Genomic DNA, 14,618 nt, shown 5'->3' on the forward strand with positions numbered 1-14,618 from the left:
GGCAAAAAGGCTAGCATCTGCTAGCCTTTTTATTTTGCCTCAAATGAGGGGTGGCGAGCGGCGCAAGCCGCGAGGCGTTTCCCATTCTCCCTCATCTGCTAGCCTTTTTATTTTGTCCCAAATGAGGGGTGGCGAGCGGCGTAAGCCGCGAGGCGTTTCCCATTCTCCCTCATCTGCTAGCCGTCCTTTATACTTGAGACATCTCTAGTTCGACTCCCAAGGGTAGTCTGCTCATTATATCAGCCCCTTCCGCTCCCGCGGCAATCTCCGTCAGAAGTCCACCGACTTCTGGTTTGCGAACAAAACTGCACTGCGATCGGGTAGCGAGCAGCATTAGCTACGAGGCGTTCTCCATTCCTTCTCTTCTGCTAGCCTTTTTATTTTGCCTCAATTTCAGACAATCTCACTTGAGCTATCTCTACGTCAAGGCATAAAATCTATAAGTGTTCTTTCCGCTAAAGCGGCAACCTACATCAAAGGTCCACCGGATCTTTGGTTTAGCAGGCAAAACTGCATTTCGGTCGGGTAGGAGTAAGCACCCCTTGAATGAAGTCTAATCAAAATCCAAAATGCCCATTCAATTAATGACCCAATTATATGAATTGATTGATCAAACCGTAAGGCAACTCTTGCAAAATCATCAAATTCAGCTTATTCTATCAGTATTATCCTACGAATTTGTCAAAAACTGATCCCTAAAAGTACTTTTCAACGAAAAAAGGAGACATTTGTCTAAAAACTATTTTTTGTACGAAATATGTCCTATCTTTGGTATATACCATAGCATAAGTAGGTTAAGTTCATGGTAGATTTGGGGCAAAAAAAGGTAAGCAACCGCTTACCTTTTTTTATTGCCACAAAGTGGGGTGGCGAGCTACGTTAGTAGCGAGGCGTTTCCCACTCTTCCCACAGCATAGCTTACCTTTTTTTATTGCCACAAAGTGGGGTGGCGAGCTACGTTAGTAGCGAGGCGTTTCCCACTCTTCTCACAGCATAGCTTACCTTTTTTTATTGCCACAAAGTGGGGTGGTGAGCTACGTTAGTAGCGAGGCGTTTCCCACTCTTCTCACAGTATAGCTTACCTTTTTTTATTGCCACAAAGTGGGGTGGCGAGCTACGTCAGTAGCGAGGCGTTTCCCACTCTTCTCACAGTATAGCTTACCTTTTTTTATTGCCTAATGTTCAGCTAAATTGGGCGTGTTTCGCCGTAAAACTCCGTATCCAACAATGGTGCTTTCCGATTACGCGGCAACCTACATCAAAGGTCCACTGGACCTTTGGTTTTACAAGTAAAACTTCATTTCGATTGGGGTACCACCCACCCGCTGCAATTTACTCCTCTCGACATTATATTCCTACCATTACATCGATACCTCCAGCAAATTCAAGAATTAGGACAGCGCTTTCATACAACACTTAGAACCGACAACCATAAAAAAACCCAGCTGAAAACAGCCGGGCCCAACACTTAAAAATTAGCAAAATTACTTGCCCGCTTCGTATCGACGAGCAACTTCAGACCAGTTGATTACGCTAAAGAAAGCTTCTACATAATCTGGCCGTCTATTTTGGTAGTTCAGGTAGTATGCATGCTCCCAAACGTCAATTCCAAGGATAGGAGTGCCTCCGCAGGTGATACCGGGCATCAATGGGTTATCTTGATTAGCAGTTTGACAAACTTCTACCTTGCCACCAGGATGAACACATAACCAAGCCCATCCGGAGCCAAATTGAGTGGCGGCAGCTTTGGCAAATGCTTCCTTAAACCCTTCAAAATTCCCATATGCTGAATCGATGGCTGCCCCAAGATCACCTCCTGGCTGTCCACCTCCATCAGGCCCCATGACCTCCCAAAAAAGGCAATGGTTGTAATAACCTCCACCGTTATTTCTTAAAGCACCATTACTCATATCCAGACTTCCCAGGATCTCTTCGATGCTCTTTCCGGCCAGATCCGTTCCATCTACTGCCGCATTCAACTTGGCTGTATAACCGGCATGATGTTTCCCGTGGTGAATCTGCATGGTTTTAGTGTCGATATGGGGTTCCAGGGCGTCGTGACTATAAGGTAATTGTGGTAATTCGAATGACATAATGATTCTGTTTAAATTTCTTGATAAAAATAGCGAATAATAAGCTTCTGCTGTGTTACTGAATCGATAAGAAACTTATTGCCTAATAGATAATTCCAATACCCGGAGATTGCCTTAACTTTACAACTAATGGATAGCAGCGGCCCGTCTCCCAACATTTTTATCTACGATGCTTCGGCCGGGAGCGGCAAGACCTTTACCCTGGTCAGGGAATACCTCACAGAGCTACTAATAAGCAAGAATCCATCATTCTTCCGGCACATTCTGGCAATCACCTTTACCAATAAGGCGACTGCAGAGATGAAGAACAGGATTATTTCCACCTTGATAGATCTGAGCTGGATCGAGCCAAAGGATCCTCCTGCCATGCTAGAGGAACTAATTGAATCAACTGGCCTGGATCGTTCAAAAATCAAAAGTAGGGCCCGTTCAATACTGGAACACTTGCTTCGCAACTATGGCATGTTCAGTGTAGAGACCATAGACAGTTTTAACCATCGTTTGCTGCGTACTTTTGCTAGTGACCTCAAGCTACCTGGACAATTTGAGGTGAGCCTGGACACCGAGGATTTGCTCCTTATGGCTGTCGATCGATTGATCGATAAGGTAGGCGAGGAAAGGGTTTTGACCGACCTTTTGATCGAATTTGCCTTGGAGAAAACCGAATCTGACAAATCCTGGGATGTTGGATATGATCTTTTCAATTCTTCCAAGATCCTGGCAAAGGATAAAGAGCAAGAATCGCTGGAATCGCTGCTGAGCAATAGCCTGACGGAATTGCTTGAGTATCGCCAAGCGCTTTTAGATCGTGTAGCCGGACTTCGCAGACTCATCCAAGCAAATGGTGAAGGAATCATGGAGATGTTCCGTCAGAAGGATATCGAGCGCTTGAATTTTACCCGCGGATACATTTTCGATTTCTATCAGAAGCTGGCAGAAGGTAATACAGACATGAACCTTCAAACCAAGTGGCTGCAAAACCTCGAGTCTCAAGACCCATATACATCAAAGCAAAAACAAGAAATAAAAGATCTTGTAGATGGGCTAATGCCAGACGTCATCTCCACCTACCATGCCACCCGACCGCTTATCATTGAACTCCGCTTTTTGGAGAATATTTTGTCCAACTTTATTCCGATTGCCGTTCTAAAATTGATCGACAATGAGATTCAAGGGCTGGAGAAGGAGCTACAGATTCTACCTATATATAAATTCAACCGTATCATAGGATCTAAAATAAAAGACCAGCCGTCTCCCTTTATTTATGAACGACTGGGTGAACGCTACAGAAAGTTTATGATCGATGAATTTCAAGACACCTCTTTCCTGCAGTGGCAAAATCTTATTCCGCTCATCGAAAATGCACTTTCACAGCAATATACAGACGGAACTTTTGGTCAGCTAACCCTGGTTGGGGATGCCAAGCAGTCCATTTACCGATGGCGAGGTGGATTACCTGAACAATTCATTGAATTGGACCAGACCAACATCCCTTTCCAGGGAGCAATGGTCCAAATGAGTCATTTACCTAGGAATTATCGGAGCCGGGATCAAATTATCGACTTTAACAATGGTTTCTTTACCCATACCTCCGGATTCCTCTCCTACATGGCTTACCAAGAGCTATACAGAACAGGGAATCGGCAAGAAACGAATAAAAGGCCGGGGGATGTGTTCGCATCGGATTCCTGAATTCTAAACAAAAGGCCAGTGAGAAGGACCCGATCTATCTTGAGGAGGTGTTTCTAGAAATACAAAAGTTTAGGGATCAAGGGTATTCATGGAATGAGATGTGTATCCTGACCAGGAAGAAAGACCAGGGAATAAAAGTTTCTTCCTTTCTGATGGAACAGGGAATTCCTATAGTTTCGGGAGAATCCCTTCTACTTAAAAGTTCCAAGGAGGTCGAAATGCTGATCAACCTGTTAAGAGTGGCGATCAACCCAAATAACAAACAAGCCAAATTTGAGGCCCTATCCTATTTGTCTGATGGATTGGAAAGCCATGCGGACAAACATCATTTTGTTTTGGATGGCTTGGAAACTGATGGCTCTGGCTTGGAGAATTTACTTCAGGAAAATGGTTTCAACTTGCCGTGGGTCGCTATGTCGGAGCTCCCGCTTTTTGAATTCTTTCAGGCTTGTATATCCGGTCTTCAGCTAGCGTTAACATCAGATGCTTTCACGATCGAATTTATGGAGATGGTCTGGGCCTTCTCGATTAGGCCCCCTAACGGGAAAATGGATTTTCTGGATCATTGGGAGAATGGTAAGGAGAAGTTCTCACTGAATAGCTCAGTAGGGTCTGATGCCGTGCAAATCATGACCATTCACAAGTCCAAAGGCTTGGAATTCCCAATAGTGATCTTTCCTTGGGCTGATATGAAGATTGAAGATTACCGAGATCATAAGATCTGGGTGCCGAATCCCTTGCCTTGTGAATCGATAGACCAAATACTGATCAAATTCAATAAGGGCATCAAGGAATACTCCGAAGAAATTGCCGAAATATACGACCAGGAAATAGCCAAGGCCCAATTGGACAATTTGAATCTTGTTTATGTAGCCCTGACCCGTGCAATTGATCAACTGTCCATTATCACAGAAGATCACGGGCCCATGAAGGACAGGCCTTCGTATACAGGAGAATATTTCAGGGACTATTTGGTTTCTCAAGACATGTGGGAAGACCACAAACAATGGTTTCAAATAGGACAGGCGGCTAGGGAAAGCATTCCGTCTGTCAAAACCTCAGTCCCAGAAGCTGATATTAAGGTGCCTTCTGGCGGTTTACTGTTTGATCGGATACATTTGGCAAGTGGGCGCGCCAAACTTTGGAATACAGAAACAGAAGCTTCTATCAGGTGGGGAAATCTGGTTCACGATACCCTCTCCCGCATCGAGACCCAAGCAGATCTGAACCTGGCTTTAGACTTTGCAGAACAGGAATACAAATTGGATCGCCAGGAAATCAACATCCTGAAAGACCATATCCTGAGGGTGATTCATCACGATGAGTTGGTACACTTCTTCGATGGTGGGGACGAAATCCTGAACGAACGCGAAATCTACACCGCCGCCGGCCACAGCCTAAGGCCCGATAGGGTGAACATTCACAAAGAAAAATATGTGAGCATAATCGACTACAAGACCGGGTCACCAGACAAGAACCATCGGGATCAGGTCCGAGAATATGGGAAAGCATTGGAAGAAATTGGATTTAAGGTCAGGGAACGAATCGTTATATACACCAATTCTGAAGGAGTTTTGATCAATAAGGAGTAAATTTGAGCTCTAATCTAGACTAAAACATGTACGGTAAAATACAAGCCCACCTTAGCCAGGAACTGGATCAAATCCGGGAACAGGGATTATTCAAGGAAGAACGCATTATCACGTCCCAACAAGGAGCAGAGATCACTGTGTCTACCGGCGAAAGTGTGATCAACTTTTGCGCAAATAACTATTTGGGATTATCTGCCCACCCCGAGGTAATACAGGCGGCTAAGGATACCCTGGATTCCCACGGGTTTGGTATGTCTTCAGTTCGGTTCATCTGCGGAACCCAAGACATTCATAAAGAACTGGAGGAAAAGATCGCAGATTTCTATCAGACTGAAGATACTATTCTTTATGCTGCTGCCTTTGATGCCAATGGTGGGGTCTTCGAACCTTTGTTAGGTCCTGAAGATGCGATCATCTCCGATTCTCTTAACCATGCCTCCATCATTGATGGGGTCAGGCTGTGTAAGGCTGCGCGCTACAGATATGCCAACAACAATATGGAAGATCTGGAGAAACAACTCCAGGCCGCCAATGAGAATGGCGCTCGTTTCAAGATCATTGTCACCGATGGCGTATTCTCCATGGATGGTCTTCTGGCTCCACTGGACAAGATTTGTGACCTGGCGGACCAGTATGACGCCCTGGTTATGATCGATGAATGCCATGCTGCTGGATTTATAGGGGATACCGGACGTGGCACCCTAGAGGAAAAAGGTGTAATGGGGAGGATAGACATCATTACAGGAACCTTGGGCAAGGCCCTTGGTGGAGCAATGGGTGGTTACACCACCGGCAAAAAAGAGATCATCGAGATGCTCAGACAACGATCGCGACCTTATTTATTCTCTAACTCGCTGGCCCCCGCAATAGTAGGAGCATCTATTAAGGTGTTCGATATGTTAAAAAATGACACCTCTTTAAGAGATCGTTTGTCAGAAAATACTGCATATTTTAAGAATGGGATGATGAAAGCTGGGTTCGATATAGTAGATGGTGACTCTGCCATAGTACCCGTTATGCTTTATGATGCTAAGCTTTCGCAGGTTATGGCCGATAAATTACTGGAAGAGGGTATCTATGTGATCGGATTCTTTTATCCGGTTGTTCCAAAAGGAAAAGCCCGGATCAGAGTGCAGTTGTCAGCGGCACATACAAAGGCACATTTGGACCGTGCAATTAACGCCTTTATTAAGGTAGGACGGGAACTGGGCGTTATCCAGAACTAGGTTTGTATTAATCCTTTATTTCCCTTGGATTTCCAAAAATTTTAATAGATTTGCTTTTGTTAATAAACTTTAACAACTTACTTTTGCTCTATTAACACTTAAAAATTAAACAATCGAATATGAAACATCTTAACAGTTTTTTAGTTGCTGCCCTCCTGGTATTGGGAGTAGGTGTTGCAAATGCTCAGGATCAAAATAATCCCTGGGCTATCGGCATAGAATTCAACGCTGTTGATACTTACCCTGTAGGCATTAGCAATAGCGGGAGACTTCCAGCCGCGACTAAAGGTACGTTCTTCGATGAATACTTTAATGTGAACGACCACTGGAATATGATTCCTTCGGTTTCCAGAGTATCGGTTGGTCGATACATCGGAAGTGGGCTGACTTTCACTGCAGCAGGATCCATGAACCGTATTAACAAAGTTGGGGATTTCCGTGCTGACGACCTGAGCTACTACTCAGTCGATGGAGAAATCAAGTACGCATTCAGAGATGTTCTCAATTCAGGATGGTTTGATCCATTCTTAGGTATTGGTGGTGGTTATACCTGGGTTGATGATATCGGATTTGGTACTGCTAACGGTATCGTAGGTATTCGCTGGTGGCTTGGAGACAACTGGGCCATCAATACACAGAGTACCTACAAGCATGCATTCGAAGATTCTTACGGAATTATCCACTTCCAGCACTCTGCTGGTGTGATGTTCACCTTCGGTGGAACTGACACTGACGGTGACGGTATCTACGATTACGAAGATGAGTGTCCTGAGACTCCTGGTCTTCCAGAATTCAACGGATGTCCTGATAGTGACGGTGACGGAATCGAAGATCGTAACGACGCTTGTCCAAACACTCCAGGTCTAGCTGAGTTCAACGGATGTCCTGACACTGATGGTGACGGTATCCCAGATCCTCAAGACGCTTGTCCTAACCAACCAGGTCCTGCCGAATTCAACGGATGTCCTGATAGTGACGGTGACGGCGTGCCAGATAACGTAGACCAGTGTCCAAACGAGCCAGGACCAGCCGCGAACAACGGATGCCCATGGCCAGATCGTGACGGTGACGGTGTGCCAGATAAAGATGATATGTGTCCTGACACTGTAGGTACTGTTGCTAACCAAGGTTGTCCAGAGATCACAATGGAAGTACGTAACGCTCTGAGCGCTTACGCTAAGACAATCCTGTTCGATACTGGTAAGACTACCTTGAAAGAATCTTCAATGGCTGTTCTTGATAACGCAGTTGCAATCCTGAAACAATATCCACTGTCTCGATTCTACATCGACGGTCACACGGATAGCGTAGGACGTGCAGAAAGCAACCAGACCCTGTCTGAAGGACGTGCGTCAGCTGTTGTTGCCTACATGATCGAGAAAGGAATCGCTTCCAACAGACTAGTTGCTCGCGGATTCGGTGAAGATCGTCCGATCGCCTCTAATAACACTAGAGAAGGACGTCGAACTAACAGACGTACAGAGATCATCCTGATCGAAGACTAAACAAAGCATTAGCTTTCTATATAAAGCCTCCCATTTCTGGGAGGCTTTTTTTATTTTAGAACATGCCAAGTTTCCTTCAGGATGTCGTAGATCAAACCCTACAACTTTATCACAATTGGGAAGACCTCATTTTCGTTCTTCCCAGTAAGCGCGCTGGTAATTTCTTAAAGCAGGAGATAAGGTCCCGATACCAGCAGACTGGATTTGCCCCGACCATCCTAAGCATAGAGGATTTCATACAGCATGTTGCGGATCTGAAACTGATCGACCCTACAGTGCTTAACTATCGGGCCTATCAAGCTTATCTCACTCTAGAAAATCCTCCTAAGAAAGAAAGCTTTGAACAATTCAGCGGTTGGGCTCCTGCCCTGATCAGCGATCTGAACGAAATGGATCGTTACTGCCTGGACACCACATCTTTTTTTTCAAACCTGAGTAGTATCAAGGCTATGGAACGCTGGAACCTGGAGGAAGAATCTACTGAGTTCGTCAACAACTATATGGCCTTTTGGCAAAGCATCCCCAGTCTATATGAAAATTTGACCTCTACCCTGCTCTCAGAGAAAACGGGATATCAGGGTCTGATCTATCGCAAGGCATCTGAGGACATAGAACACTATATAAATGCCAACCTGGACAAGCCCCATATCTTCATGGGGTTTAACGCCCTGAATACATCAGAACAGATCATTATCACAGAACTGCTGCAGCACAATATGGGTCACATATTTTGGGATATGGACCAGTACTTTCTGGACAGGAAGGAACATATGGCAACCTCCTTCTTTAGGAAATACCAACTGGAATGGAACTTCTATCAGGATAAAGAGCCCGAAGTCCTTCACCGTTCATTTGAAGAACCCAAATCCATCAGACTGAATAAAAGTGAAACCCATCTGGGCCAGGTGTACCAAGTGGCCCAGATTCTTTCCCAACTAAGTCCAGATGAGATTCGATCTACAGCAGTAGTTCTGGCCGATGAGCAGCTCCTAATGCCATTGCTGCATGCCATACCTAAAGAGATCGATCAGATCAATGTCACAATGGGAGCACCACTGTCCATTTTCCCCATCACCGATCTGTTCCGACTCCTCTTACTCATTCAGCAACAAAATTCGGCCAGTCTTTATCACAAGCACCTGGACGCCTTGCTCAACCATTCTGCGATCAGTTCCTTCCTAAAGAACACAGACCGCCTTAATCAGAAAATCAAAGAACAGAACCTGGCCTATGTGCAATTGGACTCTCTTTTGCAGTGGTCGGACCCTTTGGATGTTGACACGCTCCAGCTAATGCTCTCCCCCTGGAAAGAGACTACTTCAGCTCTGGACAGCTGCTTGGAATTGCTGGAAATTCTCAGATTGAACGCACCTCCGGGTGAAATTATAAGGACCAGTGCCTATGGCCTATATCGACTATTCCTTCATTTAAAACACCTGGACGAAGAGCTTTCCTATCTGAAGGAGATCTCCGGCTTGCACAAACTGTTCCTCGAACTGGCTAGAACACGGCAGATCGATTTTGAGAGTAATGCCTTCCAAGGGTTACAAGTAATGGGGCTTTTAGAGACGCGTTGCCTGGATTTTGAACGGGTTCTATTACTGTCGGTGAATGAAGGAATATTGCCTTCGGGGAAAAGTCAGAGTTCTTTTTTGACTTATGACCTCAAGAAGGAATACGAGCTGCCTACTCAGTATGAAAAAGATGCTGTGTATGCCTATCATTTTTATAGGTTGTTGTTCCGGGCCAAAGAGGTCGATCTTTTCTATGTGGAACAAACAGAAGGACTAGGCAGTATGGAAAAAAGTCGATTCTTACGCCAGCTGGAATTAGACCCCCCTACTCAACATCACATAGAACATCTGCAGCTGACCACCTCTATCGATATTAAACCCCCTGAGCCCAAGCAAGTGGAGAAAAGCAGTAGCTTGAACCTGCGTCTTGAAGAAATCGCCCGAAAAGGATTCTCCCCTTCTTCACTGACAAACTATATCAGGAACCCTTTGGAGTTTTATGCCCAAAGAGTATTAAGAATAAGGGAATTGGAGGAAGTTGAAGAGACAGTGGCTTACAATACCCTGGGCAATGTTGTTCACAATAGCCTTGAAAATCTATATAAACCATGGATCGGACGGCAACTGGAACCACGAGGACTGACAGACATGTTAAGCAGAGTAACCCCCGAGGTGAAGACGCAATTTGAACAATGCTTTAAACAGGGAGATACAGACCAGGGAATGAATCTGATCATCTACCAGGTTGCTATTCGGTATGTTGAACAATTGATCAAGGCTGATATAGCCCTATTGAACAAAGGAAATAACCTTGAGATCGTTTCCCTGGAAGAAGAACTTGAAATGGAGCTAAACCTTCCTCACATTACGTATCCGGTTCGGATATATGGTAAAGCTGATCGAATCGATCTATTCAACGGAGATATTCGCATAGTGGATTATAAGACGGGAGCGGTAGAACCCGCCGACCTGAAAGTCAAGGAATGGGCAGAGTTAATCGAAGATTATAAGTACGCCAAAGCCTTTCAGGTTCTATGTTATGCCTTAATGCTCAAGGAAAAGAAAGGGATACTAGCTAATACATCTGGCATTATCTCCTTCAAACGAATGAGCTATGACTTTATGCCATTTAAGGACAGTACCGGCTCCTCAACCATTACCGACCAGATTTTGACTCAATATGAAGAGGTTCTGCAGCAACTGATCGCGGAAATTATGGATAAGGATATTCATTTTGTCGAAAAACAAGTTCATTGATATGAAAATACAGCTGAACCAGGTTCTGAATAAATGGGGTAAACGGCCTGTCCTTTGGGACAGTTACTGGCCATCCGAAGAACAAACAGAGTTGATTACCATCTTTTGCCACGGCTATAAAGGCTTCAAGGACTGGGGAGGTTGGCATCTGGTTGCGGAAGAATTCGCTCTTTCTGGAATGCCCTTTATCAAGTTTAATTTCTCTCACAATGGAGGTACGATAGATCAGCCAGTCGATTTTCCAGACTTAGACGCATTTGCGGAGAACAATTACAGTCTCGAAATGGCAGATCTTCAACGGATGATCATGATGATCAATGAAAGATATGGGGCCCGCCGGATAGCACTCGTCGGGCACAGCCGGGGTGGTGGCATCACCCTCCTAAAAGCTGCTGAAGAAGACCAGGTCAAAAAAGTCATTACCTGGGCCGGAGTAAGTGATTTTAAAGTCAGATTCCAGGTAGGATCTCCAGAGTTTGAGCTCTGGCGTGAAAAAGGCATTACTCACATAGAAAATACGCGTACCGGCCAATTTTTACCTCATAACTGGCAGTTTTACGAGGATTTTATGGAAAACGAAGCTCGATTGACCATTTCTCGTGCAGTACGTCAATTACAAATACCTCAACTAATCATTCATGGCAGTGACGACCCAACTGTCAATTTGTCTGAAGCACATGCCATCCATAGTTGGAACAGCAATAGTAAGCTGGAAATTATCCCTGGTGCGGATCACGTATTCGGGATGCAACATCCCTGGAAAAAAGAAGAGCTACCCGCCCATATGAAGGACACGGTAGCTCTTACTAAAGACTTTATTATTAACGCTTAGTCGATTAGTGGGCGTCCTTTAAGACGCGTCTCGATCTTGCGTTTGATAACTGTTAGGCGCTTCATCAGGTCCATGATCTCTCGGTCCTGATTCTTTTTGTATATCTCATTGAGGCCAAGGATCAGATCTTTCGCCTCCCTGGATGCAACGATGCGATCTGAGGTCGTTTTTAACGACAACTTTCGTTTTTCGAATTCCAGTGCTTTTCCGACTAATTCCATAGCTAATACTATTTATAATTTGGTAAACTTATATCTATTTTGACAATAACCATGCCTATTTCAATTACAATTATCAATACGCAAATTGCAAGCCCTTATTATAAGCGATATGATAAAATTTTGTTATTTTCGCATCCTGAAATGTCGGGGATGTAGCTCAGTTGGCTAGAGCGCTTGACTGGCAGTCAAGAGGTCGGCGGTTCGAGTCCGCTCTTCTCCACATCAAACCCGAAAAACCCGCACTGAAAAGTGTGGGTTTTTTTATGGCCGAAATGAACCAAGCTTGCTTGAGTTCATGGAGGTCATAAAAAACCCCCAAACGGCACTGAAAGTGCCGTGGGTTTTTCGGATTTGCAGGAGCGGAATCACTGCGGACCAACGGAGTTAATCCGCTCCTTACTCAATCTAAACACAACTCAACGAAGTAGCAGATCAAATTCACGAATCACGACAAGTTTACTTGGGAGTGAATAGGGAATTTGAGATGTGTTCCGCAAAGCGGCTGAGTTATGATTTGCATTATGGCGTTTCATTTTGGATCACAACATGTAATCCGCTTCGCATCATGGGTTTTTCGGATTTGCAGGAGCGGAATCACTGCGGACCAACGGAGTTAATCCGCTCCTTACTCAATCTAAACACAACTCAACGAAGTAGCAGATCAAATTCACGAATCACGACAAGTTTACTTGGGAGTGAATAGGGAATTCGAGATGTGTTCCGCAAAGCGGCTGAGTTATGATTTGCATTATGGCGTTTCATTTTGGATCACAACATGTAATCCGCGAAGCATCATGGGTTTTTTGGATTTGCAGCAGCGGAGTCACTGCGGCCGATTTTGTGAAACAAAATCAATCCGCTTTGTGGTTTCTTGACTACTTCCCTAATCAAAACCACGTTTTCGCGAAACACGACAACCAATTCGCCCAAAACGCCCTCGCTTAATCCCCAATTTTCTCTAATTTGACCAGACTATGGGTAGAAATACACTAACAATTCTGGCTCTCTTAACCATGAGCAGCATTTGGGCTCAATCTCCTGTCATTGGCTTATTTGAAGGAGAAGAATATGGAGAGACCTACAACGCCTATTATAAAGACACTCAAGGCGACCTAGACAAATTTGTTGGAACTTGGTTATGGTCCAAGGACTCAGTTAGCTGGAAAATAGAGCTAAGACTACTTAAAGAAGAACTGATTGTTTTCAACCTTAACAACAAAGAGCATAGACACTACACGGATTTACTAATTGGTGAAATGGTTTACACCGAAAATGGTAAAGAACTAATCAACTTATTAGGACGCTTTGCTGATCCCGATGTAGAAAACTGGGGTTTCAGTATTACAGGCAATGACATATTTGGCTCAACGAGCATACCAATTTGTGATTATTGCTCAGACTCCGAAAGAAGAGTTAGTGTTTATTTGGAAGACCCAAACTTCAATTATATCAGGAATAAAGCAGTTCTTAGACATGTCATCTCAAATGGGCAAGAAACGATTCAATTGAACCTCCGTCAAATGTATGTTTATGACGAGGACAACCCCAATCCAGATGCACCGGCTTTACTCACTATGCAGTATGGGACTTACACATTGGTAAAGCAATGACCAAAACTTCAATCCTTTTAATCGCAGCACTCAGCATAATATCCTGTAAGGCCCAAACAATCTACCCATTGGGCACTCATGATATGGTTGAAAGCAAATATTATGTAAAGGACATTGATGAACATCACAATGATATAGTTGGCACCTGGCGTTGGGAGAACGAGAATTCTTCATTTGAAATAGTTCTTCAGGAATTTGAAATGTTTCATTATCCCAATAAAAGTACCGCCTATTATGATGTAGTATTTGGAAAGTACACCTATGTTGAAAATGGCGAAGTTATTGCGTCGGTTCAGCAGATCCAACCAATACCAAACAGCAAGTTAACGTTGCACTTTTCGGAAGAATTATCCTATAAAGTAGTTATCGAGGACGTAGTTAGTGAAACTAGCAAGGTTGGCGAATTCGTATTGGTTTCATCAAATACAGCCACCATGAATTTATGGAATAGCAATGGTGTCAAAATCAATTATGGAAATGGACTGGCCTGGGCCCTGCCTGAATCGGTAATGCTAATTAAACAATGACTCTCAATACTCCACCTCCTTCAAAAAGTCGACCCGATAAACACACGAATCATCCGGAAACAGCCTCGCTGTTACCTCGGCATTTTCGGCTTTAAAGTAAACACTGATGGTGTAGCTGGTTGAATCGCAATCCACTCTCAAAATTTTAAGGTCAATCAGATCGGGCTTTTCTTTAGAGTCCGCCAAAACAATCGGTTTACCAAAAAGCTCAAGATCAAACTCATCGGTAAAGTATTGGCTCCTATAAAATGTTAGGGGCACACGTTCTGGCAATTCGGCATGGACATATTCTTTGGAAACATATGGATGATGGAAAAAGACCTTTAATAGCTTATTCTTCTCCGACGAGTCCAGACAACCTTCCTGTGCAGAACAAAGTAAACACGATAGTAGCGCCAATACCATTAAAGATTTATGCATCTAAAGACATTATTAGTCCGAATTGAAGAATACAAGCATCATACCGTAATTCAATTAAGACCCAAACTAGCTTCATGTGGTCTAATTATTTTAAGAAGCCAGAATTTCGTTATATCTTTAAATTTCACC

At 44.0% G+C, this 14,618-nt stretch carries 11 protein-coding genes and 1 tRNA gene; 9 read left to right on the forward strand and 3 right to left on the reverse strand.

From position 1 onward, the window contains the following. Positions 1–1,484 precede the first annotated feature (1,484 nt). Complete coding sequence (locus BST85_RS11070; protein WP_104813300.1) at positions 1,485–2,093, reverse strand: superoxide dismutase; 609 nt, start codon at positions 2,091–2,093, stop codon at positions 1,485–1,487. Positions 2,094–2,222: 129 nt separating this feature from the next. Here BST85_RS11070 and BST85_RS11075 point away from each other — a divergent pair, with 129 nt between their 5' ends. The 6 genes from BST85_RS11075 to BST85_RS11100 all read left to right on the forward strand — a co-directional run bounded on the left by BST85_RS11075 (position 2,223) and on the right by BST85_RS11100 (position 11,711). Continuing rightward, positions 2,223–3,785 (forward strand): UvrD-helicase domain-containing protein, encoded by a 1,563-nt coding sequence (locus tag BST85_RS11075; protein ID WP_104813301.1) that lies wholly within the window; start codon positions 2,223–2,225, stop codon positions 3,783–3,785. Positions 3,786–3,832: 47 nt separating this feature from the next. Next, entirely contained in the window at positions 3,833–5,377 is a 1,545-nt protein-coding gene (locus BST85_RS11080) for a 3'-5' exonuclease (RefSeq protein ID WP_146090707.1), read from the forward strand. A gap of 26 nt (positions 5,378–5,403) precedes the next feature. Next, on the forward strand, positions 5,404–6,603 hold the full coding sequence (kbl, locus tag BST85_RS11085) for a glycine C-acetyltransferase (RefSeq protein WP_104813303.1): 1,200 nt from the start codon (positions 5,404–5,406) through the stop codon (positions 6,601–6,603). A 119-nt stretch (positions 6,604–6,722) separates the two neighbouring features. Beyond that, positions 6,723–8,108, forward strand: a complete 1,386-nt coding sequence (locus BST85_RS11090; protein ID WP_104813304.1) for an OmpA family protein — start codon at positions 6,723–6,725, stop codon at positions 8,106–8,108. 62 nt (positions 8,109–8,170) lie between these two features. Further along, on the forward strand, positions 8,171–10,879 hold the full coding sequence (locus BST85_RS11095; protein ID WP_104813305.1) for a PD-(D/E)XK nuclease family protein: 2,709 nt from the start codon (positions 8,171–8,173) through the stop codon (positions 10,877–10,879). A 1-nt stretch (position 10,880) separates the two neighbouring features. After that, the gene (locus BST85_RS11100; RefSeq protein ID WP_104813306.1) at positions 10,881–11,711 is read left to right on the forward strand and encodes an alpha/beta hydrolase family protein; all 831 of its coding nucleotides are present in this window, start codon (positions 10,881–10,883) and stop codon (positions 11,709–11,711) included. Here the strand turns inward: BST85_RS11100 and BST85_RS11105 are convergent. Next, the gene (locus tag BST85_RS11105; RefSeq protein WP_104813307.1) at positions 11,708–11,932 is read right to left on the reverse strand and encodes a hypothetical protein; all 225 of its coding nucleotides are present in this window, start codon (positions 11,930–11,932) and stop codon (positions 11,708–11,710) included. The genes BST85_RS11100 and BST85_RS11105 overlap by 4 nt on opposite strands. 146 nt (positions 11,933–12,078) lie before the next feature. On the opposite strand from BST85_RS11105, the gene BST85_RS11110 reads away from it, so the two are divergent. The 3 genes from BST85_RS11110 (at position 12,079) to BST85_RS11125 (ending at position 14,069) form a co-directional block, all read left to right on the forward strand. After that, positions 12,079–12,152: transfer RNA gene (locus BST85_RS11110), tRNA-Ala, on the forward strand. 754 nt (positions 12,153–12,906) lie between these two features. Next, complete coding sequence (locus tag BST85_RS11120; RefSeq protein WP_104813309.1) at positions 12,907–13,542, forward strand: DUF6705 family protein; 636 nt, start codon at positions 12,907–12,909, stop codon at positions 13,540–13,542. Beyond that, positions 13,539–14,069 (forward strand): DUF6705 family protein, encoded by a 531-nt coding sequence (locus BST85_RS11125; protein WP_104813310.1) that lies wholly within the window; start codon positions 13,539–13,541, stop codon positions 14,067–14,069. Before BST85_RS11120 ends, BST85_RS11125 begins: the two co-directional genes overlap by 4 nt. A gap of 3 nt (positions 14,070–14,072) precedes the next feature. On the opposite strand, the gene BST85_RS11130 is transcribed toward BST85_RS11125, so the two are convergent. Beyond that, positions 14,073–14,489, reverse strand: coding sequence for a hypothetical protein (locus BST85_RS11130; protein WP_146090708.1), 417 nt, complete (start codon positions 14,487–14,489; stop codon positions 14,073–14,075). Between the last annotated feature and the right edge of the window lie 129 nt (positions 14,490–14,618).

Origin of the sequence: Aureitalea marina (assembly GCF_002943755.1) — a bacterium.
Lineage (GTDB): Bacteria > Bacteroidota > Bacteroidia > Flavobacteriales > Flavobacteriaceae > Aureitalea > Aureitalea marina.